Annotated in this window: 25 protein-coding genes; 13 read left to right on the forward strand and 12 right to left on the reverse strand. The window is 47.8% G+C overall.

Translation table 11 applies throughout. The annotated features are described in order from the left end of the window. Nucleotides 1-2 precede the first annotated feature (2 nt). The 3 genes from G434_RS20225 to msrB form a co-directional block, all read right to left on the reverse strand. Nucleotides 3-1,079: a zinc-binding dehydrogenase gene (locus G434_RS20225; protein WP_000645191.1), complete on the reverse strand. Its 1,077-nt coding sequence runs from the start codon at nucleotides 1,077-1,079 to the stop codon at nucleotides 3-5. Between the two features lie 369 nt (nucleotides 1,080-1,448). Further along, nucleotides 1,449-1,721 carry a YeaC family protein gene (locus tag G434_RS20220; protein WP_001046791.1) on the reverse strand — a complete coding sequence of 91 codons (273 nt, stop codon included), beginning with the start codon at nucleotides 1,719-1,721 and terminating at the stop codon, nucleotides 1,449-1,451. A 41-nt stretch (nucleotides 1,722-1,762) separates the two neighbouring features. Continuing rightward, the gene (gene msrB, locus G434_RS20215; RefSeq protein ID WP_001284618.1) at nucleotides 1,763-2,176 is read right to left on the reverse strand and encodes a peptide-methionine (R)-S-oxide reductase MsrB; all 414 of its coding nucleotides are present in this window, start codon (nucleotides 2,174-2,176) and stop codon (nucleotides 1,763-1,765) included. Nucleotides 2,177-2,517: 341 nt separating this feature from the next. On the opposite strand from msrB, the gene gapA reads away from it, so the two are divergent. Continuing rightward, on the forward strand, nucleotides 2,518-3,513 hold the full coding sequence (gene gapA, locus G434_RS20210) for a glyceraldehyde-3-phosphate dehydrogenase (RefSeq protein WP_000153502.1): 996 nt from the start codon (nucleotides 2,518-2,520) through the stop codon (nucleotides 3,511-3,513). Between the two features lie 83 nt (nucleotides 3,514-3,596). Further along, on the forward strand, nucleotides 3,597-4,481 hold the full coding sequence (locus G434_RS20205; protein WP_001309547.1) for a D-hexose-6-phosphate mutarotase: 885 nt from the start codon (nucleotides 3,597-3,599) through the stop codon (nucleotides 4,479-4,481). 50 nt (nucleotides 4,482-4,531) lie between these two features. On the opposite strand, the gene yeaE is transcribed toward G434_RS20205, so the two are convergent. Both yeaE and mipA read right to left on the reverse strand, forming a co-directional pair. Then, a complete protein-coding gene (gene yeaE, locus G434_RS20200; protein WP_001186361.1) occupies nucleotides 4,532-5,386 on the reverse strand; it encodes a methylglyoxal reductase YeaE in 855 nt (284 codons plus the stop codon). An 89-nt stretch (nucleotides 5,387-5,475) separates the two neighbouring features. Further along, nucleotides 5,476-6,222: a scaffolding protein MipA gene (gene mipA / locus G434_RS20195; RefSeq protein WP_000163771.1), complete on the reverse strand. Its 747-nt coding sequence runs from the start codon at nucleotides 6,220-6,222 to the stop codon at nucleotides 5,476-5,478. 435 nt (nucleotides 6,223-6,657) lie between these two features. Here mipA and yeaG point away from each other — a divergent pair, with 435 nt between their 5' ends. From yeaG to yeaK, 5 genes are all read left to right on the forward strand, one after another. Next, nucleotides 6,658-8,592, forward strand: a complete 1,935-nt coding sequence (gene yeaG, locus G434_RS20190) for a protein kinase YeaG (protein WP_001019882.1) — start codon at nucleotides 6,658-6,660, stop codon at nucleotides 8,590-8,592. 112 nt (nucleotides 8,593-8,704) lie between these two features. Then, entirely contained in the window at nucleotides 8,705-9,988 is a 1,284-nt protein-coding gene (locus G434_RS20185; RefSeq protein WP_000219686.1) for a YeaH/YhbH family protein, read from the forward strand. Nucleotides 9,989-10,134: 146 nt separating this feature from the next. Next, nucleotides 10,135-11,610, forward strand: a complete 1,476-nt coding sequence (locus G434_RS20180) for a sensor domain-containing diguanylate cyclase (protein ID WP_000621404.1) — start codon at nucleotides 10,135-10,137, stop codon at nucleotides 11,608-11,610. Between the two features lie 180 nt (nucleotides 11,611-11,790). Next, nucleotides 11,791-13,281, forward strand: a complete 1,491-nt coding sequence (dgcJ, locus tag G434_RS20175) for a diguanylate cyclase DgcJ (protein WP_001322965.1) — start codon at nucleotides 11,791-11,793, stop codon at nucleotides 13,279-13,281. 42 nt (nucleotides 13,282-13,323) lie between these two features. Then, on the forward strand, nucleotides 13,324-13,827 hold the full coding sequence (gene yeaK / locus G434_RS20170) for a mischarged aminoacyl-tRNA deacylase (RefSeq protein ID WP_000138043.1): 504 nt from the start codon (nucleotides 13,324-13,326) through the stop codon (nucleotides 13,825-13,827). Here yeaK and yoaI read toward each other — a convergent pair whose 3' ends face one another. Next, the gene (gene yoaI / locus G434_RS0124835) at nucleotides 13,828-13,932 is read right to left on the reverse strand and encodes a small membrane protein YoaI (RefSeq protein WP_000999630.1); all 105 of its coding nucleotides are present in this window, start codon (nucleotides 13,930-13,932) and stop codon (nucleotides 13,828-13,830) included. It abuts the gene before it with no gap. A gap of 169 nt (nucleotides 13,933-14,101) precedes the next feature. On the opposite strand from yoaI, the gene G434_RS20165 reads away from it, so the two are divergent. Further along, nucleotides 14,102-14,548, forward strand: coding sequence for a DUF441 domain-containing protein (locus G434_RS20165; RefSeq protein WP_000460707.1), 447 nt, complete (start codon nucleotides 14,102-14,104; stop codon nucleotides 14,546-14,548). Here G434_RS20165 and nimR read toward each other — a convergent pair. Then, nucleotides 14,505-15,326: a DNA-binding transcriptional regulator NimR gene (nimR, locus tag G434_RS20160; RefSeq protein ID WP_000972237.1), complete on the reverse strand. Its 822-nt coding sequence runs from the start codon at nucleotides 15,324-15,326 to the stop codon at nucleotides 14,505-14,507. The two genes, G434_RS20165 and nimR, sit on opposite strands and share 44 nt — an antisense overlap. A gap of 96 nt (nucleotides 15,327-15,422) precedes the next feature. Between nimR and nimT the strand changes: the two genes are divergently transcribed. Together nimT and G434_RS20150 are read left to right on the forward strand one after the other, a co-directional pair. Then, entirely contained in the window at nucleotides 15,423-16,604 is a 1,182-nt protein-coding gene (nimT, locus tag G434_RS20155) for a 2-nitroimidazole transporter (RefSeq protein ID WP_000128501.1), read from the forward strand. 54 nt (nucleotides 16,605-16,658) lie between these two features. Continuing rightward, nucleotides 16,659-17,006, forward strand: a complete 348-nt coding sequence (locus G434_RS20150) for a DUF488 domain-containing protein (RefSeq protein WP_001025381.1) — start codon at nucleotides 16,659-16,661, stop codon at nucleotides 17,004-17,006. Nucleotides 17,007-17,027: 21 nt separating this feature from the next. Here the strand turns inward: G434_RS20150 and yoaF are convergent, their stop codons facing one another. Continuing rightward, complete coding sequence (gene yoaF / locus G434_RS20145; protein WP_000691933.1) at nucleotides 17,028-17,282, reverse strand: DUF333 domain-containing lipoprotein YoaF; 255 nt, start codon at nucleotides 17,280-17,282, stop codon at nucleotides 17,028-17,030. Nucleotides 17,283-17,464: 182 nt separating this feature from the next. Here yoaF and dgcP point away from each other — a divergent pair, with 182 nt between their 5' ends. Genes dgcP through yoaJ form a run of 3 tightly spaced genes read left to right on the forward strand, consistent with a single transcriptional unit; the run spans nucleotide 17,465 to nucleotide 18,698 of the window. After that, a complete protein-coding gene (gene dgcP / locus G434_RS20140) occupies nucleotides 17,465-18,490 on the forward strand; it encodes a diguanylate cyclase DgcP (RefSeq protein ID WP_001306169.1) in 1,026 nt (341 codons plus the stop codon). Between the two features lie 32 nt (nucleotides 18,491-18,522). Next, on the forward strand, nucleotides 18,523-18,621 hold the full coding sequence (locus G434_RS0124840) for a YoaK family small membrane protein (protein ID WP_001219350.1): 99 nt from the start codon (nucleotides 18,523-18,525) through the stop codon (nucleotides 18,619-18,621). A gap of 2 nt (nucleotides 18,622-18,623) precedes the next feature. After that, the gene (gene yoaJ, locus G434_RS28920) at nucleotides 18,624-18,698 is read left to right on the forward strand and encodes a protein YoaJ (RefSeq protein WP_001386836.1); all 75 of its coding nucleotides are present in this window, start codon (nucleotides 18,624-18,626) and stop codon (nucleotides 18,696-18,698) included. Nucleotides 18,699-18,756: 58 nt separating this feature from the next. On the opposite strand, the gene G434_RS20135 is transcribed toward yoaJ, so the two are convergent. The 4 genes from G434_RS20135 to leuE all read right to left on the reverse strand — a co-directional run bounded on the left by G434_RS20135 (nucleotide 18,757) and on the right by leuE (nucleotide 20,509). Continuing rightward, nucleotides 18,757-19,005 (reverse strand): GlsB/YeaQ/YmgE family stress response membrane protein, encoded by a 249-nt coding sequence (locus G434_RS20135; RefSeq protein WP_000512153.1) that lies wholly within the window; start codon nucleotides 19,003-19,005, stop codon nucleotides 18,757-18,759. A 147-nt stretch (nucleotides 19,006-19,152) separates the two neighbouring features. Then, on the reverse strand, nucleotides 19,153-19,335 hold the full coding sequence (locus G434_RS20130; RefSeq protein ID WP_000513737.1) for a DUF1869 domain-containing protein: 183 nt from the start codon (nucleotides 19,333-19,335) through the stop codon (nucleotides 19,153-19,155). Nucleotides 19,336-19,338: 3 nt separating this feature from the next. Next, complete coding sequence (gene yeaR, locus G434_RS20125; RefSeq protein WP_000939322.1) at nucleotides 19,339-19,698, reverse strand: DUF1971 domain-containing protein YeaR; 360 nt, start codon at nucleotides 19,696-19,698, stop codon at nucleotides 19,339-19,341. Nucleotides 19,699-19,870: 172 nt separating this feature from the next. Next, nucleotides 19,871-20,509 carry a leucine efflux protein LeuE gene (leuE, locus tag G434_RS20120; RefSeq protein WP_000457202.1) on the reverse strand — a complete coding sequence of 213 codons (639 nt, stop codon included), beginning with the start codon at nucleotides 20,507-20,509 and terminating at the stop codon, nucleotides 19,871-19,873. Nucleotides 20,510-20,526 lie beyond the last annotated feature (17 nt).

A 20,526-nucleotide genomic window follows, 5' to 3' on the forward strand; every position in this document is an offset into this window, starting at 1 on the left:
AGTTATTCATCAAAGTCGTAAGTCATGATCACTTTGATTGCGGTTTTATCGACCATCGCATCAAACCCTTCGCGCCATTGCGACAGGCCGATACGATGCGTGATCATCGGTTTGACTTTGATAGCGCCGCTGGCTAATAGCCGGAGAGCGTTACGCCATGAGGTGGAGTCATAGGCCATATGCCCAATGATGCTTTTGTTCCAGGCGGTAATGTCATTAATCGAGAAATTAAGAGGTTTGAAGCCCATTCCAACGCGTACCACTTCCCCGTTCGGGCGGAGCATTTCGATGGCTTGTTTCAATGCGATATTGGCACCGGAGCATTCAATCACCAGCCCCAGATTGTCTTTGCCACATATTTGCTGGCAGCGCGCCACCACATCTTCGGTAGAACCATTTACTACTGCCGTCGCACCCAGTTCTTTTGCAACCGGGAAGCGGACCGCCACATCTTCTTGTAGACCAACGACGACGATATTTACCGCCCCCATAATCCGCGCCATTTGTACGGAGAACAGCCCGAGTGGGCCAGTACCGATGACGACTACATCCTGACCAGGGAGGAATTTCGATTGCTGCGCGATGGATTTGTAGGCATTACAGATAGGGTCAAGTACGGCTGCGTCCTCATAATCAACACCATCAGGGATTTCCCACAACGCATGACGATGAATTTTGAGAATTTCACCAGGAACCAGACAATATTTGGAAAAACCACCGCCCCAGGTATTGTTATCCAGACCAAGGTTTACTTTATCTGTACAACACAGAAAATCACCTTGTTCACAGGCCGGACAAACGCCGCAGACGTGACCGCTGTTATCTGACACGACGCGTTGCCCCACTTTCCAGTCTTTGACTTTTTCACCAACCTGCGCAATACAACCTGCGAACTCATGGCCGCGGATAGAGTTAAACTCATCAGAACCGCTATCGACATTGTAGTGCTTCATGTCTGCGCCGCAGATTGCCGCGGCTTTAATTTCAATCACTACATCTTCCGGGCCACAAATGGGTTGTGGGACATCGATCATCTTGTAGCCGCCAAAGGCTTTGCCAAACCGAGCCAGTGCTTTCATTGCGTCATCCTCTGTGTTTTGTTTTGCTTAGATGGTCATCATACTTACCCACATGATTTTTGAGGTCAACATTAAATCTGTAAAACACAGATAATGATCTGCGTTTTACAACTCAGATCACAATTACGCAGAAAATGGCTGGATCTGTTACAGGTTGATGGAAGGCGGAACGCAAAATGAGCAAATTTGAGAGGGATTACCGGCCAAATAGGTCTGAGACTTAAGTTCAGGAGAAGTCATTCAGGCGTGAACGCGACTGCAAGAGACCGGGCTGGGGCTTTGCCTGGTCGTGACGAGATAATTGAGATGAGTCGTGGGGTTATTGTTGACTATCCCCTTTATAACCGCGGCAAAAAGGGGACAAACCACTTACTTAAACATGGCAATAGGCTTTGCTGAGATACCAAAGTCTTCTTTTAACTGTTGTTTGCTCTTCATGACCATCTGACCATTTGTGTCAATTGTCATATGCTGTGCTTCGGTATTATTGCGGGCTTGCCACAGCATCACCAGTTGCAGGCAGTTCTCTTTTTGTTCCTCGGTCAACGCAACGCCATCAGGCCATTTCCCCAATTCAACGGCGGTCGACAAACGCTGGTATACCTCAGGCGTCATGCTGTTGATAATGTCATCAAGATTCATAATTTTTCCGCTCCTGTGGAATAAGTTGCTGAATCGTTTTTTCAACCGTTGATTTCTTCGCCGTTTTCGCCATCGGTAAAGCGTAAAGAGGCTGAGTTAACACAATAACGTTCACCCGTTGGCTGCGGCCCGTCGGGGAAGACATGCCCCAGATGGGCATCACAGTTACCGCAACGAATTTCTATGCGCTGCATTCCATGTGACAAGTCTTTGATATAACGAATGGATTCTTCACTCACCGGTTCGTAGAAACTGGGCCAGCCACAGCCGGAATCATACTTGGTTTGGGAATGAAACAGCGGGGCATCGCAGATCAAACAGTGATATACGCCGTCACGCTTGTTATGCAGTAAACGACCCGTAAATGGCGGCTCTGTCCCATGATTCTGCGTCACGTAGAACTGCATCTCGGACAAATTTTTTTTCAGTTCTTCTGCCGAAGGTTTATTAGCCATTTGCTCACATCTCACTTTAATCGTGCTCACATTACGTGACTGATTCTAACAAAACATTAACACCAACTGGCAAAAATTTGTCCTAAACTTGATCTCGACGAAATGGCTGCACCTAAATCGTGATGAAAATCACATTTTTATCGTAATTGCCCTTTAAAATTCGGGACGCCGACCCCATGTGGTCTCAAGCCCAAAGGAAGAGTGAGGCGAGTCAGTCGCGTAATGCTTAGGCACAGGATTGATTTGTCGCAATGATTGACACGATTCCGCTTGACGCTGCGTAAGGTTTTTGTAATTTTACAGGCAACCTTTTATTCACTAACAAATAGCTGGTGGAATATATGACTATCAAAGTAGGTATCAACGGTTTTGGCCGTATCGGTCGCATTGTTTTCCGTGCTGCTCAGAAACGTTCTGACATCGAGATCGTTGCAATCAACGACCTGTTAGACGCTGATTACATGGCATACATGCTGAAATATGACTCCACTCACGGCCGTTTCGACGGTACCGTTGAAGTGAAAGACGGTCATCTGATCGTTAACGGTAAAAAAATCCGTGTTACCGCTGAACGTGATCCGGCTAACCTGAAATGGGACGAAGTTGGTGTTGACGTTGTCGCTGAAGCAACTGGTCTGTTCCTGACTGACGAAACTGCTCGTAAACACATCACCGCTGGTGCGAAAAAAGTGGTTATGACTGGTCCGTCTAAAGACAACACTCCGATGTTCGTTAAAGGCGCTAACTTCGACAAATATGCTGGCCAGGACATCGTTTCCAACGCTTCCTGCACCACCAACTGCCTGGCTCCGCTGGCTAAAGTTATCAACGATAACTTCGGTATCATCGAAGGTCTGATGACCACCGTTCACGCTACCACCGCTACTCAGAAAACCGTTGACGGCCCGTCTCACAAAGACTGGCGCGGCGGCCGTGGCGCTTCTCAGAACATCATCCCGTCCTCTACCGGTGCTGCTAAAGCTGTAGGTAAAGTACTGCCAGAACTGAATGGCAAACTGACTGGTATGGCGTTCCGCGTTCCGACCCCGAACGTATCCGTAGTTGACCTGACCGTTCGTCTGGAAAAAGCTGCAACTTACGAGCAGATCAAAGCTGCCGTTAAAGCTGCTGCTGAAGGCGAAATGAAAGGCGTTCTGGGCTACACCGAAGATGACGTAGTATCTACCGATTTCAACGGCGAAGTTTGCACTTCCGTGTTCGATGCTAAAGCTGGTATCGCTCTGAACGACAACTTCGTGAAACTGGTATCCTGGTACGACAACGAAACCGGTTACTCCAACAAAGTTCTGGACCTGATCGCTCACATCTCCAAATAAGTTGAGATGACACTGTGATCTAAAAAGAGCGACTTCGGTCGCTCTTTTTTTTACCTGATAAAATGAAGTTAAAGGACTGCGTCATGATTAAGAAAATTTTTGCCCTTCCGGTCATCGAACAAATCTCCCCTGTCCTCTCCCGTCGTAAACTGGATGAACTGGACCTCATTGTGGTCGATCATCCCCAGGTAAAAGCCTCTTTTGCATTACAGGGCGCACACCTTCTCTCATGGAAACCTGCGGGTGAAGAAGAAGTTCTGTGGTTGAGTAACAACACACCGTTCAAAAATGGCGTCGCTATTCGCGGTGGCGTACCGGTTTGCTGGCCGTGGTTTGGTCCGGCTGCACAACAAGGCCTGCCTGCGCACGGTTTTGCCCGCAACCTGCCGTGGACGCTGAAATCACATCATGAAGATGCTGATGGCGTAGCGCTGACTTTTGAATTGACGCAAAGCGAAGAGACGAAAAAATTCTGGCCGCACGACTTTACGCTGTTAGCGTATTTCCGCGTGGGTAAAACCTGTGAAATCGATCTTGAAGCACACGGCGAATTTGAAACCACCTCTGCCCTGCATACCTACTTTAACGTGGGTGATATCGCTAAGGTAAGCGTCAGTGGGCTGGGCGATCGCTTCATTGATAAAGTGAATGACGCGAAAGAAGATGTACTGACCGACGGTATTCAGACCTTCCCTGACCGTACCGATCGCGTGTATCTGAATCCGCAAGATTGCAGCGTGATTAATGATGAAGCGCTGAATCGTATTATCGCCGTAGGTCACCAGCATCATCTGAACGTTGTAGGCTGGAATCCGGGACCGGCGCTTTCAGTTAGCATGGGCGACATGCCGGACGATGGCTACAAGACCTTTGTTTGTGTAGAAACGGCTTACGCTTCAGAAACGCAAAAAGTCACCAAAGAAAAACCTGCACATCTGGCGCAATCCATTCGCGTTGCCAAACGTTAATTTGCGTTAATGTTGTGTGCCGGGTGCGATGCATCCGGCACGTATCAACATCACACCATATCCAGCGCAGTTTTTCCTTTTGGTGCCGGATACGCTTTATCCAGCATAGCTAATTCCGCTGGAGAAAGTTCGACCTCAAGCACAGCCGCATTCTGTTGGACATGGGCAATCGTGGCCGCTTTTGGAATCGCCATCACACCCTGATGGCTGATTACCCACGCCAACAATACTTGTGCCGAGCTGATATTGTGAGCATGTGCAATTTCGTTGACTACTGCGTTTTTTAGCAGCCCATTGCGCAACCGCCCGGCCTGAGCTAACGGACTGTAAGCCATCACCGGTATCTGCTGTTGCTGGCACCAAGGGAGTAGATCGTACTCAATCCCTCGTGAACCGAGATGGTAAAGTACCTGATTAGTGGCACACTGATTTCCCCCCGGCAGCTGCCAGAGTTCCTGCATATCGGCATAATCAAGGTTAGAAACGCCCCAGCGGCGGATTTTGCCCTGGGCGACCAATTTTTCCATCGCTGCGACAGTCTCTTCGAGAGCGAAACTGCCAGACCAGTGTAATAAGTAGAGATCGAGATAATCAGTATTGAGACGGCGTAAACTGGCTTCGCATGCATTTATCGCTTTTTGCCCGCCAGCATTCCACGGATAGACTTTAGAGACGAGAAAGACCTTCTCTCGCAGACCGGTTAATGCTTCCCCAACCACCTTTTCGGCACCACCATCGGCATACATTTCGGCGGTATCAATGAGGGTTAAACCGAGTTCAATGCCCGCGCGTAGTGCAGCTACTTCTGTTTTGCGCTGACTGGCATCTTCGCCCATATACCATGTTCCCTGCCCTATGGCTGGCAGTGAGACATCGCCACTAAATTGAATCATTTTTTGTTGCATTGTTTCCTCCCAGGTATTGCACCACCGTAATGCAAAACAGGGCGTGACGCCCTGTTTTTATGCACAAAATGCCCTGGAAAGATGCATTATCAGAATTTGTAGGTGATCCCGGTAGAAATCAGGCCAGTCCAGGATTTATCCACCATTGGGCTGTCAGTAACTTCATCAGACAGACGGGTGTAGCGCGCGGTACCGTAAACACTCCAGTCGCCGAGGAAGTTGTAGCTGGCGCTCAGCTCCAGGTAAGGGCTCCAGCTGTCGTTCGGGTTATAGCCACGCAGACCGCTGCGAGCGGACTCTTTGCGCGATACGCCATAATAGTATTCGTTCTGGTTTTCGCTGTTCCACTGCACACCAATACCCGGAGTCACGGTCAGGCCACCGTTGGTGTAACGATACAACCAGGCCATATCCCAGACGATGCCGTTGCTGTTATCCAGGGTATCGCCAGCCAGGGTGGTACGCAGGTAACCGTACTGGGTAAAGTGAGCATAAGACAGACCAGCCATCATGGTGCTCTTACGGTCATCCAGGTGACGCATTTGGTGATCGCCACTGTCTTTCGCTTTGAAGTAAAGCGGCGACCAATAAGCGGTAATTGAAAGTTTGTCCGTTGCGTCATTCCACAGGTAGTAACCACCACCTAAGCCACGGAACCAGAAGTTATCGCCTTCATAGTTGATTACCGGTACTGGGTAGACATCGGTATCGTAATCTTTATATGGGTGTTCAACGACACCTACGCCTGCGCCCAGGGAAAATTTACCTTCAGCGTGCGCTACGCCTGCAGACGTTGCGATAAGCACTCCAAGTGCCAGAAGTTTGAGTTTGGTCACAATTAATCATTCCTTAAACAAATGTTTAGCGGGCGACAAAGTTTACCCGTCAATACATCGAAACCCAACCTTTTTACGTTTTCATTTTTTAAAGTAACTGTTTAATTTTCCTGACGCGGATGACACCGCGCTTACAGCCAAATGAATTTAGCGTTACTGGCGAGCCTGGTCTTTACATTAATTATGCAAAATTTATGGATGAGTTGTTGATATGCCATTGAAATTAAGAAAGCCGTGCAGGCAAGTTTTCCATTTGCCATCTACGCTTAATTTTGAAGGTGTATCACCGGGCACGTTGTTCTCATCGTCGATAAAATGGCATGAGAGTTGCTGTGTTTTAGCAAGAGACGTCGTTCAGTTTACCTCTTCCGGGAGCCTCTACTATTCATATGAACGGCTCTTAACCTGTGCTAAAAAACGAAAGGACGGCATACCATGAATATATTCGATCACTATCGCCAGCGATATGAAGCTGCCAAGGACGAAGAGTTCACACTGCAGGAGTTTCTTACCACTTGTCGGCAAGATCGCAGTGCTTATGCCAACGCGGCTGAGCGGCTATTGATGGCTATCGGTGAGCCTGTCATGGTCGATACAGCCCAGGAACCCAGACTTTCTCGACTCTTTTCTAACCGGGTCATTGCACGTTATCCGGCGTTTGAAGAGTTTTACGGCATGGAAGACGCGATTGAACAGATTGTCTCTTATCTGAAACACGCGGCTCAGGGGCTGGAAGAGAAGAAACAAATTCTGTATCTGCTGGGGCCTGTGGGTGGGGGTAAATCATCGCTTGCTGAGCGACTGAAATCATTAATGCAGCTCGTACCGATTTATGTATTGAGCGCCAACGGTGAGCGTAGCCCGGTCAACGATCATCCGTTCTGTCTTTTCAATCCGCAGGAAGATGCGCAGATTCTGGAAAAAGAGTATGGCATTCCTCGCCGTTATCTCGGCACCATCATGTCGCCGTGGGCGGCAAAACGCCTGCATGAATTTGGTGGCGATATCACTAAGTTCCGGGTAGTGAAGGTCTGGCCGTCAATTCTGCAACAAATTGCTATCGCCAAAACGGAACCCGGTGATGAGAACAACCAGGACATCTCCGCGCTGGTTGGGAAAGTCGATATTCGTAAACTCGAACACTACGCGCAGAATGACCCGGACGCCTACGGCTATTCCGGTGCACTGTGCCGCGCCAACCAGGGGATCATGGAATTTGTCGAGATGTTTAAAGCACCGATTAAAGTGCTGCATCCCTTGCTAACCGCCACTCAGGAAGGTAACTACAACGGGACGGAAGGTATCTCCGCCCTGCCGTTCAACGGGATTATTCTCGCCCACTCGAACGAATCCGAATGGGTCACTTTCCGTAATAACAAAAACAACGAAGCCTTCCTCGATCGTGTTTACATCGTGAAGGTGCCGTATTGCTTGCGCATTTCCGAAGAGATCAAAATCTACGAGAAATTGCTTAATCACAGTGAATTGACTCACGCCCCCTGCGCCCCTGGCACGCTGGAAACGCTGTCACGTTTTTCCATTCTTTCGCGCCTTAAAGAGCCAGAAAACTCCAGCATTTATTCAAAGATGCGGGTTTATGATGGCGAAAGTCTGAAAGACACAGATCCCAAAGCCAAGTCGTATCAGGAATATCGTGACTACGCCGGTGTCGATGAAGGGATGAACGGTCTGTCGACGCGTTTTGCGTTTAAGATCCTCTCCCGCGTGTTCAACTTCGATCATGTAGAAGTGGCGGCAAACCCGGTCCATCTGTTCTACGTCCTGGAACAGCAGATCGAGCGCGAGCAGTTCCCGCAAGAGCAGGCAGAACGCTATCTGGAGTTCCTGAAAGGTTACTTGATCCCGAAATATGCCGAGTTTATCGGCAAAGAGATCCAGACGGCCTACCTTGAATCCTATTCCGAATATGGGCAAAACATTTTCGACCGTTATGTTACCTACGCGGATTTCTGGATTCAGGATCAGGAGTATCGCGATCCGGATACCGGGCAGTTGTTTGACCGCGAGTCTCTTAACGCCGAGCTGGAGAAAATCGAGAAACCGGCGGGGATCAGTAATCCAAAAGATTTCCGCAACGAGATTGTTAACTTCGTACTGCGCGCCAGAGCGAATAACAGCGGACGCAATCCGAACTGGACCAGCTATGAAAAACTGCGCACGGTTATTGAGAAGAAAATGTTCTCCAATACCGAGGAGCTGTTGCCGGTTATTTCGTTTAACGCCAAAACGTCAACCGACGAGCAAAAGAAACACGACGATTTTGTCGACCGTATGATGGAAAAAGGCTACACCCGTAAACAGGTGCGTTTACTGTGCGAATGGTATTTGCGCGTACGTAAATCGTCTTAACAACCCTGGCCCGGTACACATGCTACCGGGCCTACAACGACAGCGAACCGTGGGCCAGAGAAGCGGCAACACAGGCGTAGCATACAGTTGGCAAATGTAGTACGGGGGGCATATGACCTGGTTTATTGACCGGCGTCTGAACGGCAAAAACAAAAGCATGGTGAATCGCCAGCGTTTTTTACGCCGTTATAAAGCGCAAATTAAACAGTCGATCTCCGAGGCCATTAATAAGCGTTCGGTGACTGACGTCGACAGCGGCGAGTCTGTATCCATTCCCACGGAAGATATTAGCGAACCGATGTTTCATCAGGGGCGTGGCGGTCTGCGCCACCGCGTGCATCCGGGCAATGACCATTTCGTCCAGAATGACCGAATTGAACGTCCCCAGGGTGGCGGCGGAGGTTCCGGCAGTGGTCAGGGCCAGGCCAGCCAGGATGGTGAAGGTCAGGATGAATTTGTCTTTCAGATTTCGAAAGATGAGTATCTTGATCTGCTCTTTGAAGATCTGGCCTTACCGAATCTGAAACAAAACCAACAACGCCAGCTGACCGAATATAAAACGCATCGTGCGGGTTATACCGCTAACGGCGTTCCGGCCAATATCAGTGTTGTGCGTTCATTGCAGAACTCACTGGCACGACGCACAGCCATGACGGCGGGCAAGCGGCGGGAACTTCATGCGCTGGAAGAGAATTTGGCCATCATCAGCAATAGTGAACCTGCGCAACTGCTGGAAGAGGAACGTCTGCGCAAAGAAATTGCAGAATTACGTGCCAAAATTGAACGCGTCCCTTTCATTGACACCTTCGATTTACGTTACAAGAACTACGAGAAGCGGCCCGATCCCTCCAGCCAGGCAGTGATGTTTTGCCTGATGGACGTTTCCGGTTCAATGGATCAGTCCACTAAAGATATGGCTAAGCGTTTTTATATTCTGCTGTATCTGTTCCTTAGCAGAACGTATAAGAACGTGGAAGTCGTATACATCCGCCATCATACCCAGGCGAAAGAAGTCGATGAACATGAGTTTTTCTACTCGCAGGAAACTGGCGGCACCATTGTTTCCAGCGCCCTGAAACTGATGGATGAGGTAGTGAAAGAGCGTTATAACCCGGCACAGTGGAATATTTACGCGGCACAAGCATCGGACGGCGATAACTGGGCCGATGACTCTCCGCTTTGCCATGAAATCCTGGCGAAAAAATTATTACCCGTCGTTCGTTATTACAGCTATATCGAAATTACCCGTCGTGCACATCAGACACTGTGGCGAGAATATGAGCATCTGCAATCTACTTTCGACAACTTTGCGATGCAGCATATCCGCGACCAGGATGATATTTATCCGGTGTTCCGTGAACTGTTTCATAAACAAAATGCAACAGCTAAAGACTAAAACTATCAGCCGGGTCATTATCGCCTGGCTGATTTTTAGCTCACTGTAAATTATCTCATTTATTACATACATTAGCTTACAATCGCTTTAAATATGACAGCATAACCTTTACACAATTTAGTTCCAGAAAACAATCATTCGGAAAAATGATTCGGTCAACACGTGTTTCCCTGGGGTTATTCTTTAAATATTTTTTATCGTTAACGAAAATTGATCCTGGTCAAAACTATATATCTCTGCCATCAATAAAATCCAGCACTCACATTGCTCTCCTTTTTATGGCTTCTATGGGTACACAAAAATTAAAAGCTCAAGGCTTTTTTATTTTCAGCTTATTGCTGACGTTAATTTTATTTTGCATTACTACCTTATATAACGAAAACACGAATGTAAAACTCATCCCACAGATGAATTACCTGATGGTTGTTGTGGCTTTGTTTTTCCTTAACGCCGTCATTTTTCTTTTCATGTTAATGAAGTATTTCACTAACAAACAAATTTTACCAACACTCATTTTAAGCCTTGCATTTTTAAGTGGCCTTATCTATTTAGTTGAAACCATTGTAATTATCCATAAACCAATCAACGGCAGTACACTGATCCAGACAAAGTCGAATGATGTTTCTATTTTCTATATTTTCCGCCAACTCAGTTTCATTTGTTTAACCTCGCTGGCGCTCTTTTGTTATGGGAAAGACAACATCCTTGACAACAATAAGAAAAAAACTGGCATTCTGTTACTGGCACTGATTCCTTTTTTAGTTTTTCCCCTTCTGGCACACAATCTGAGCAGTTATAACGCTGACTATTCTTTGTATGTCGTCGATTACTGTCCGGACAACCATACTGCGACCTGGGGAATCAACTATACAAAAATATTGGTTTGTCTGTGGGCATTTTTACTGTTCTTTATTATCATGCGCACACGATTAGCCAGCGAACTATGGCCGTTAATAGCATTATTATGTCTGGCATCGCTATGCTGCAACTTACTTCTACTAACTCTGGATGAGTATAATTACACCATCTGGTATATCAGTCGCGGGATTGAAGTCTCCAGTAAACTGTTTGTTGTGTCTTTTCTGATTTATAACATTTTTCAGGAACTGCAACTCTCCAGCAAACTGGCAGTTCATGATGTGCTGACCAATATTTATAATCGCCGCTACTTTTTCAACAGCGTAGAGTCATTATTGTCGCGACCTGTTGTTAAGGACTTCTGTGTCATGCTGGTTGATATTAATCAGTTCAAACGCATCAATGCCCAATGGGGACATCGTGTGGGTGATAAAGTGCTGGTTTCAATTGTCGATATTATCCAGCAAAGCATCCGCCCCGATGATATTTTAGCGCGACTGGAGGGTGAGGTGTTTGGCTTGCTATTTACCGAACTGAATAGTGCCCAGGCAAAAATCATTGCGGAACGTATGCGTAAAAATGTCGAACTCCTGACCGGCTTTAGTAACAGATATGATGTTCCTGAGCAAATGACCATCAGTATTGGCACGGTTTTTTCAACGGGTGACACACGTAATATCTCGCTTGTCATGACGGAAGCAGATAAAGCCTTACGCGAAGCGAAAAGCGAGGGGGGCAACAAAGTGATTATTCATCATATTTAAGTGCAAAAATATTCAGAGCCATGCTTTTTGCGTGGCTTTTGCATACAATTTATTACTATTACCCCTAAATTTCCCCTCCCCAGCGGCGCAGAGATGAGTATAATTAGCGCCCCTGTGCCAGGCCGCAATCGAACTTTATCTGGTTTTCTCGTTTCACTAACCGAAGGAGTGCCATTTATCATGAAATTGCACCATAGAATGCTCCGGCATTTTATCGCCGCAAGTGTCATTGTGCTGACATCTTCCTTCCTTATTTTTGAACTTGTCGCCAGTGACAGAGCAATGAGTGCCTATCTGCGCTATATCGTGCAGAGAGCAGACTCCTCCTTTCTTTATGATAAGTATCAGAATCAGAGTATTGCCGCGCATGTGATGCGCGCTCTCGCTGCTGAGCAGTCGGAAGTGTCGCCAGAACAGCGGCGCACCATCTGCGAGGCTTTTGAGTCTGCCAATAATACCCATGGCTTAAACCTGACTGCCCATAAATACCCTGGCTTACGCGGCACACTACAAACCGCATCCACTGACTGCGACACAATTGTGGAAGCTGCAGCACTATTACCCGCTTTTGATCAGGCAGTGGAAGGCAACCGCCACCAGGATGATTACGGTTCAGGTCTTGGGATGGCCGAAGAGAAATTTCACTATTATCTCGATCTCAATGACCGCTATGTCTATTTTTATGAGCCGGTTAATGTTGAATACTTTGCGATGAATAACTGGTCTTTCCTGCAGTCAGGAAGTATTGGCATCGATCGCAAAGATATTGAAAAGGTATTTACCGGGCGTACCGTTTTATCGAGCATTTACCAGGATCAGCGTACTAAACAGAACGTGATGAGTTTGCTGACGCCGGTATATGTCGCAGGGCAGCTAAAAGGGATTGTGCTGCTGGATATTAACAAAAACAATCTGCGGAATATCTTTTACACTCATGACCGCCCTCTCCTCTGGCGTTTTCTCAATGTCACGCTAACCGATACCGATTCGGGGCGCGACATTATCATCAACCAGAGCGAAGACAATCTGTTCCAGTATGTCAGTTACGTCCATGACTTACCGGGCGGCATTCGTGTCTCGTTATCCATTGATATTCTTTACTTTATCACGTCTTCGTGGAAAAGCGTTCTGTTCTGGATTTTGACGGCGTTAATTTTGCTGAATATGGTGCGGATGCACTTCCGTTTATACCAAAATGTGTCGCGAGAAAATATTAGTGATGCGATGACTGGACTCTATAATCGCAAAATTTTAACCCCTGAACTGGAGCAGCGGTTGCAAAAACTGGTGCAATCCGGTTCTTCGGTGATGTTTATTGCAATTGACATGGACAAGTTAAAGCAAATAAATGACACCCTCGGTCATCAGGAGGGGGATTTAGCGATTACGTTATTAGCGCAGGCGATTAAACAGTCAATTCGTAAAAGTGATTATGCCATCCGACTCGGTGGCGATGAATTCTGCATCATTCTTGTCGATTCGACGCCGCAAATTGCAGCACAACTGCCTGAACGTATCGAAAAACGTCTGCAACATATCGCGCCGCAGAAAGAGATCGGCTTCTCTTCCGGTATTTACGCGATGAAAGAAAACGATACGTTACATGATGCGTATAAAGCTTCCGATGAGCGTTTATATGTCAATAAGCAGAACAAAAACAGCCGTTCATGATAACCTTCTATGGTTGTTTGCTTGTAATCTCAGGAGCATGAAATGACTGAAATGGCTAAAGGAAGCGTGACGCATCAGCGGTTAATCGCTTTATTATCACAAGAAGGTGCTGACTTCCGCGTCGTTACCCATGAAGCGGTAGGTAAATGTGAAGCGGTGTCAGAAATTCGTGGCACCGCTTTAGGCCAGGGGGCTAAGGCACTGGTATGTAAAGTCAAAGGCAATGGTGTAAATCAACATGTTCTGGCGATCCTCGCGGCCGATCAACAGGCCGATCTGAGCCAACTCGCCAGCCATATAGGCGGATTACGCGCTTCGTTGGCCAGCCCGGCGGAAGTCGATGAACTCACAGGCTGTGTCTTCGGCGCGATCCCCCCTTTCAGCTTCCATCCAAAACTCAAACTGGTTGCCGATCCCCTACTCTTCGAACGATTTGATGAAATCGCCTTCAATGCAGGCATGCTGGATAAATCCGTTATTTTGAAAACCGCGGATTATTTGCGCATTGCGCAACCAGAACTGGTCAATTTCCGCCGCACTGCGTAACTAGCCTGTCCGTTCGATAAGAAGAACGGACAAAACCAGCACAACAGCAATGGCAAAAAACGATGACGTGATAATCAGTGTCTCGACGAACATTTGATCGTTCATAGTATGCCCCCGGGAGATAGCTGTTTTCACGTTATTGTTAGCGTGCACAAATTGCAGTTTGATGACAGTTCGCCTGATTTTTTATGCAAAAAACGTAAAGATTTTCTACTTCCTTCCTGCAGCAAGCGTAAAGTAAGCAGGCTTATTATTTTTTGGCAAGGAAACCACGATGTTTGATGTCACTTTGCTGATCCTGCTCGGGTTAGCTGCGCTGGGCTTTATCAGTCATAACACCACTGTCGCCGTTTCAATTCTGGTGTTAATCATTGTCCGCGTCACACCGTTAAGCACCTTTTTCCCGTGGATTGAAAAACAGGGGCTAAGTATCGGGATAATCATTCTGACGATTGGCGTTATGGCCCCCATCGCCAGCGGGACGCTACCGCCCTCAACCCTGATTCACTCGTTTCTGAACTGGAAATCGCTGGTGGCAATTGCAGTAGGCGTTATTGTCTCCTGGCTAGGTGGGCGCGGCGTGACGTTAATGGGCAGCCAGCCGCAACTGGTCGCCGGGCTGCTGGTGGGCACTGTTTTGGGCGTGGCGCTGTTTCGCGGCGTACCGGTTGGTCCGCTTATTGCCGCGGGTCTGGTTTCGCTGATTGTGGGGAAACAGTAGTTAATCCCGCAATATATCGGCCTGGCGTTTGCCCCAGGCCTTTCTTAAACATAGTAATAAAGGCCGTTGTTGAATCATACCCCAGCGTATGAGCAACTTTCTGTACAGTATCGCCTTTCACTAATCCCTGAAGCGCCATAATCAGCTGTAACTGCTGACGCCACTGGCGAAAACTCAACCCCGTCTCTTTCACTATCAGTCGGGCAAGATTGCGTTCACTCATCGCAAAAAAGCGAGCCCATTGCCCCAATGACCCCCACTCGACGGGCTCTTTCGCCATCATCTCCACCATCGCGCGAATTTTAGGATGAGAAGAAACGGGTAGGTGCAGCTGTTGTTGTGGCTGCTGAGGGAGTTCATCAAACAGGACCTGAATTAATCTGCGGGTCATCGGCTCAGCACGCTGAGTCGACGTCCTGTTTGCCAGGGTTAAAATTAATTCCCGGCATAAGGGCGATATTTTCAATGTGCAACAGGTTGTCGGCATTGTCACTGCGCTGGGTTCGATAAACAGAAAACAGAGTTCAGCGTTAGCTGTCACTTGATTGCTATGTTCCACCCCGCCCGGTATCCAAACCGCATATTGCGGTGGCACCATCCACAAAGCATTTTCCACCGTACAGGTAATTGCACCATGTAGCGCCAGTATCAGCTGTCCTTTGCGGTGCTGATGTACAGGACTGGTTAACTCATCCGTTCCGGCGTGAATACAAAATGCGACCGCGGCTTCATGGTGTCGGTCGGGTTCATAGCCATTGAGATTCAACCTGTGCATCATTTTGTCCGAATTTAGCGATAATTTGTCATTTTAGCTTGATTCAACATAACAATAAAAACGGTAAGGTACAGCCTCGTTTGTAACAATGAGAAGCATATGACCTGTTCAACTTCATTAAGCGGCAAAAACAGGATTGTCCTTATCGCTGGCATTTTAATGATTGCCACAACATTACGCGTCACCTTTACCGGCGCAGCACCGTTACTGGATACGATTCGTTCCGCTTACTCGCTGACGACGGCGCAAACCGGCTTATTGACCACCCTGCCATTATTAGCCTTTGCGCTAATCTCACCTCTGGCTGCCCCGGTGGCGCGACGTTTTGGTATGGAACGTAGCCTGTTTGCCGCGTTACTTTTGATCTGTGCTGGTATCGCAATTCGCTCTCTCCCTTCGCCTTACTTATTATTTGGCGGTACAGCGGTCATTGGCGGTGGAATTGCATTAGGCAATGTCTTACTGCCAGGATTAATTAAACGCGATTTCCCTCATTCCGTCGCCAGACTTACCGGCGCATATTCCCTGACAATGGGAGCTGCAGCGGCACTGGGATCGGCTATGGTCGTGCCGCTGGCTTTGAACGGTTTTGGCTGGCAAGGCGCGTTGCTCATGCTGATGTCTTTTCCTCTGCTGGCTCTTTTTTTATGGCTGCCACAGTGGCGAAGTCAACAACATGCAAATTTGAGTACCTCACGCGCCTTACATACTCGGGGTATCTGGCGTTCTCCGCTTGCCTGGCAGGTAACATTGTTTCTTGGGATCAACTCACTGGTCTATTACGTGATTATTGGCTGGCTTCCGGCGATCCTCATCAGTCACGGCTATAGCGAAGCACAGGCGGGTTCACTGCATGGTTTGCTGCAACTAGCCACAGCAGCTCCCGGTTTGCTGATCCCACTTTTCTTACATCATGTGAAAGATCAGCGTGGTATTGCAGCGTTCGTTGCCTTGATGTGCGCAGTGGGCGCGGTTGGGCTCTGCTTTATGCCAGCGCACGCGATCACCTGGACTCTGCTTTTCGGTTTTGGTTCCGGCGCAACAATGATACTGGGGTTGACGTTCATTGGTCTTCGGGCAAGTTCTGCGCATCAGGCGGCGGCACTCTCGGGGATGGCACAATCCGTCGGGTATTTGCTGGCAGCCTGTGGGCCGCCGCTGATGGGTAAAATACACGATACTAACGGTGACTGGTCCATACCATTGATGGGTGTTGCCATACTTTCACTACTGATGGCGATTTTCGGACTTTGCGCCGGGAGAGACAAAGAAATTCGCTAATATCCGGTGCTATAGTGACGTGACCAATCATGCGTGGAAGGGAGAACAAACACGATGAATATTCAGTGCAAACGCGTTTATGATCCGGCAGAACAGAGCGATGGTTATCGCGTACTGGTCGACCGCCTCTGGCCGCGTGGTATCAAAAAAACCGATTTAGCCCTTGATGAGTGGGATAAAGAAATCACGCCGTCAACGGAACTGCGCAAAGCCTTTCACGGCGAAGTCGTCGATTTTGCAACCTTTCGCGAGCAATATCTTGCAGAACTGGCGCAACATGAGCAAGAAGGAAAGCGGCTGGCGGACATCGCCAAAAAACAGCCGCTGACCCTGCTCTACTCAGCAAAAAACACCACGCAGAACCATGCGCTGGTGCTGGCCGACTGGCTACGTAGCTTGTGATTTTAGTACAGCATCCGGCGGTTATTTTTCACCAGCCGGATGGTCCCGTCGCCACAATGCCCATTCATCAATCGTTTCACCGCCCGGTAATTTGCAATTGTTGCTGACCCCTTGCGTTGTCTGCACTGGAATGAGCGTCCCGCCCTTCTGCTGGCAATAGACCGACGCCGGATTTGCCATACCAATCTGCGGCGGTTTGGGTGCTTCTGGCTGAGAAGGGGTTGAACAACCAGCCAGGACCAGCAAGCAAGGCAGAACAAAACTGATAATTTTCATTTATTGATCTCACATATTTATCCAGACTTAGAGTATCGCGGTATCGTTTTGTTTTGCAGCACTATTTTTATTACATTCACTCAAATCATATTACGCCTTGTTTCATCTTTGTTGATGATGTTTTATCATGCCTGCAAAGATTAAATAATCAGCATTTACCCGCCGTATCCTGGAGTTGTTTCGTGTCAGATCAGATTATCGCCCGCGTCTCACAATCCCTTGCCAAAGAACAGTCACTGGAAAGTCTGGTCCGACAGCTTCTGGAGATGCTGGAAATGGTCACTGATATGGAATCAACCTACCTGACCAAAGTGGATGTCGAAGCGCGCCTGCAGCATATTATGTTTGCCCGTAACAGCCAGAAAATGCACATCCCGGAGAATTTTACCGTCTCGTGGGATTACTCGTTATGCAAACGCGCCATTGATGAAAACTGCTTTTTCAGCGATGAAGTCCCTGACCGTTGGGGCGACTGTATTGCGGCACGCAATCTTGGCATCACCACATTTCTGAGCACGCCAATTCACTTACCGGATGGATCATTCTATGGCACGCTTTGCGCCGCCAGTAGTGAGAAGCGCCAGTGGAGTGAACGCGCGGAACAGGTTTTACAGTTATTCGCCGGACTGATTGCACAATATATTCAAAAAGAGGCACTGGTTGAACAGCTGCGCGAAGCCAATGCTGCGCTGATTGCGCAATCGTATACCGACTCGTTAACCGGGCTACCGAATCGGCGGGCGATTTTTGAAAACCTGACGACGCTGTTTTCTCTCGCCCGACATCTTAACCATAAGATAATGATCGCGTTTATCGATCTGGATAACTTCAAATTAATCAACGATCGTTTTGGTCATAATAGTGGTGATTTGTTCCTCATTCAGGTTGGCGAGCGCCTTAATACGCTCCAGCAAAATGGCGAAGTTATTGGTCGTCTCGGCGGTGATGAGTTTTTGGTTGTTTCACTGAACAACGAGAATGCGGATATTTCGTCTCTGCGAGAACGTATTCAGCAGCAAATACGCGGAGAATATCACTTAGGTGATGTTGATTTGTATTATCCCGGTGCCAGTCTTGGCATAGTAGAAGTCGATCCTGAAACGACCGATGCAGACAGTGCCCTGCATGCTGCCGATATCGCGATGTATCAGGAGAAAAAACACAAACAGAAAACACCTTTTGTCGCGCATCCAGCGCTACATTCCTGAGGCGTATTCACATCCTTTTGATTGGTGATAACATGCGAATCGGTATTATTTTTCCGGTTGTAATCTTTATTACAGCGGTCGTATTTTTAGCATGGTTTTTTATTGGCGGCTATGCTGCCCCGGGAGCATAAAGATGAAAAAAACAACGATTATTATGATGGGTGTGGCGATTATTGTCGTACTCGGCACTGAGCTGGGATGGTGGTAACGTCACATCTAGAAAATAGCAAAGGCTGCCTGTGTGCAGCCTTTGTGCAATTTACGCGTTAACTTTTAATCTTTCTGTAGATAAACAGCACGACAATCGCGCCAATAACGGCAACCACGAAGCTGCCAAAATTGAAGCCATCGACTTTACCAAAGCCAAACAGCGTGCTGATCCATCCGCCGACTACGGCACCGACTATCCCCAGCAGGATAGTCATAAAGAATCCACCACCATCTTTACCTGGCATGATCCACTTCGCCAGAATACCGGCAATAAGCCCAAAAATAATCCATGACAGAATGCCCATTGTTTCCTCACTTATCTGTTTTGCATTAGCGGGTTAGTCGCTGATAAAAAGCATAGCACAACATCGGGAGGGCAAGATTTGTGACGAGCATCACGGAGGATTTTTTTGCGATGGCGCAGAAATTGCGCCATCAACGATCAGTGATAATTACCAACCACAAACATCATGTTCGTTTTCCGTGTCATAAGAACGCACGGTATTCACCAGATCTTTTATCACTTCAGCCGCCACTTCTGGCACCAGCAAAGTCATCGGCGTCTCTGTTTCATAATCGACAGAAACGCCATTGCTGTTATTGGTGACGGTCACGGTATACGTTGCTTTGCCCATGATTCATTTCCCGTTATGAATGACTTTTCGTTGTTGCGCGCCTTCCATCAGGACTTCAGGGGCAACGAAGAAGTCAATGTTGAAATAAGTATCGTCAGTCATGGCTTCAATGTTGTGCCACTTTTCTGGAGGGAACACCGCAAACTGCCCCGCTTCGATAAGGATTACTTGATCAGGCTCTGTACTGTGTTCATCAGCGTAGCCGAGATATTTGACCGCCCCATGCATAACGGAAAGGCGTGGGTAAACCCCCGGGCGCGTTCCTTTATCAAGATGACGTTCGAATATTCCGGCAGGCGCAGTTTGTTTATTCCAGAAAGGCGTTGAGCGCGTATGAATATAATTCTGTGGGATTTGCAGCATCCTTTTCCCTCCTTCGGTGAATGCGCTGAAAACGGTTTATTCCAGCCGTTTCAGGGTACGCCTGATAATTTGCATTTTAAATACCATTTATTGGTTACTTTTTAGCACCGTATCAGAGAAGAATCAGGGAGGATTACAGGTGGGAAGCCCGCGACAACGCGGGCTGAATGCATCAGGACTGGAGCGTCGCCAGTCGGGCGGCGAAACCCACAAACATCAAACCAATCAGTGAGTTGCCCACTTTAGCCAGTTTCTTTTTGGTACGTATATACTGCGTGACAAAAGCACCAGAAATAATCAGGAAGCTCAAATAGCAGAAACTCACCAGTTCCAGCGTCGTCGCCAGAATAAAGAATGAAATTCCCGTATGTGGGGCATTAACATCGATAAACTGTACGAAAAACGACACATAGAACAAAATGGCTTTCGGATTAGTCAGGCTCAAAATTAACGCGCGTTTAAAAATGGCACCGTATTGGGGCTCATCGGATTTGGCCTCGTTATTTTTACCCTTCAGGGTCGCGTAGAGAATTTTACTCCCCAGATAGAGCAAATAAAATGCACCAAGATAACGTACAATGTTGAATAATATCGGGGTGGTCTTAATTAATGTCGCCACTCCAGCCCATGCCAGAAACATCAATACCGCATCGCCAATAAATACACCGCAGGCCGCAAGATAACCGCCTTTCATACCGCTACTGACGCTATTTTTGAGTACAAACAGGGTATTTGGCCCTGGCACCAACACAATAAAAATGGCCCCAACCAGATAGGTCCAGTAATTCAGAACCCCGTATTCAGCGAACACATTAACCTCTTTAATTA

Source organism: Escherichia sp. KTE172 (assembly GCF_000408845.1).
In the GTDB taxonomy this organism is placed as follows: Bacteria; Pseudomonadota; Gammaproteobacteria; order Enterobacterales; family Enterobacteriaceae; genus Escherichia; species Escherichia coli.

What these genes read in the sequence shown, in the direction of transcription:
- G434_RS20225 (WP_000645191.1), bottom strand. Translation starts at nt 1,079, where the DNA reads ATGAAAGCACTGGCTCGGTTTGGCAAAGCCTTTGGCGGCTACAAGATG.
- dgcJ (WP_001322965.1), top strand. Translation starts at nt 11,791, where the DNA reads ATGAAATTGCACCATAGAATGCTCCGGCATTTTATCGCCGCAAGTGTC.
- G434_RS20165 (WP_000460707.1), top strand. Translation starts at nt 14,102, where the DNA reads ATGTTTGATGTCACTTTGCTGATCCTGCTCGGGTTAGCTGCGCTGGGC.
- G434_RS20150 (WP_001025381.1), top strand. Translation starts at nt 16,659, where the DNA reads ATGAATATTCAGTGCAAACGCGTTTATGATCCGGCAGAACAGAGCGAT.
- yeaG (WP_001019882.1), top strand. Translation starts at nt 6,658, where the DNA reads ATGAATATATTCGATCACTATCGCCAGCGATATGAAGCTGCCAAGGAC.
- yeaR (WP_000939322.1), bottom strand. Translation starts at nt 19,698, where the DNA reads ATGCTGCAAATCCCACAGAATTATATTCATACGCGCTCAACGCCTTTC.
- msrB (WP_001284618.1), bottom strand. Translation starts at nt 2,176, where the DNA reads ATGGCTAATAAACCTTCGGCAGAAGAACTGAAAAAAAATTTGTCCGAG.
- nimR (WP_000972237.1), bottom strand. Translation starts at nt 15,326, where the DNA reads ATGATGCACAGGTTGAATCTCAATGGCTATGAACCCGACCGACACCAT.
- nimT (WP_000128501.1), top strand. Translation starts at nt 15,423, where the DNA reads ATGACCTGTTCAACTTCATTAAGCGGCAAAAACAGGATTGTCCTTATC.
- G434_RS20205 (WP_001309547.1), top strand. Translation starts at nt 3,597, where the DNA reads ATGATTAAGAAAATTTTTGCCCTTCCGGTCATCGAACAAATCTCCCCT.
- gapA (WP_000153502.1), top strand. Translation starts at nt 2,518, where the DNA reads ATGACTATCAAAGTAGGTATCAACGGTTTTGGCCGTATCGGTCGCATT.
- G434_RS0124840 (WP_001219350.1), top strand. Translation starts at nt 18,523, where the DNA reads ATGCGAATCGGTATTATTTTTCCGGTTGTAATCTTTATTACAGCGGTC.
- yoaF (WP_000691933.1), bottom strand. Translation starts at nt 17,282, where the DNA reads ATGAAAATTATCAGTTTTGTTCTGCCTTGCTTGCTGGTCCTGGCTGGT.
- yeaK (WP_000138043.1), top strand. Translation starts at nt 13,324, where the DNA reads ATGACTGAAATGGCTAAAGGAAGCGTGACGCATCAGCGGTTAATCGCT.
- G434_RS20130 (WP_000513737.1), bottom strand. Translation starts at nt 19,335, where the DNA reads ATGGGCAAAGCAACGTATACCGTGACCGTCACCAATAACAGCAATGGC.
- yeaE (WP_001186361.1), bottom strand. Translation starts at nt 5,386, where the DNA reads ATGCAACAAAAAATGATTCAATTTAGTGGCGATGTCTCACTGCCAGCC.
- G434_RS20135 (WP_000512153.1), bottom strand. Translation starts at nt 19,005, where the DNA reads ATGGGCATTCTGTCATGGATTATTTTTGGGCTTATTGCCGGTATTCTG.
- yoaI (WP_000999630.1), bottom strand. Translation starts at nt 13,932, where the DNA reads ATGAACGATCAAATGTTCGTCGAGACACTGATTATCACGTCATCGTTT.
- G434_RS20180 (WP_000621404.1), top strand. Translation starts at nt 10,135, where the DNA reads ATGATTCGGTCAACACGTGTTTCCCTGGGGTTATTCTTTAAATATTTT.
- G434_RS20220 (WP_001046791.1), bottom strand. Translation starts at nt 1,721, where the DNA reads ATGAATCTTGATGACATTATCAACAGCATGACGCCTGAGGTATACCAG.
- G434_RS20185 (WP_000219686.1), top strand. Translation starts at nt 8,705, where the DNA reads ATGACCTGGTTTATTGACCGGCGTCTGAACGGCAAAAACAAAAGCATG.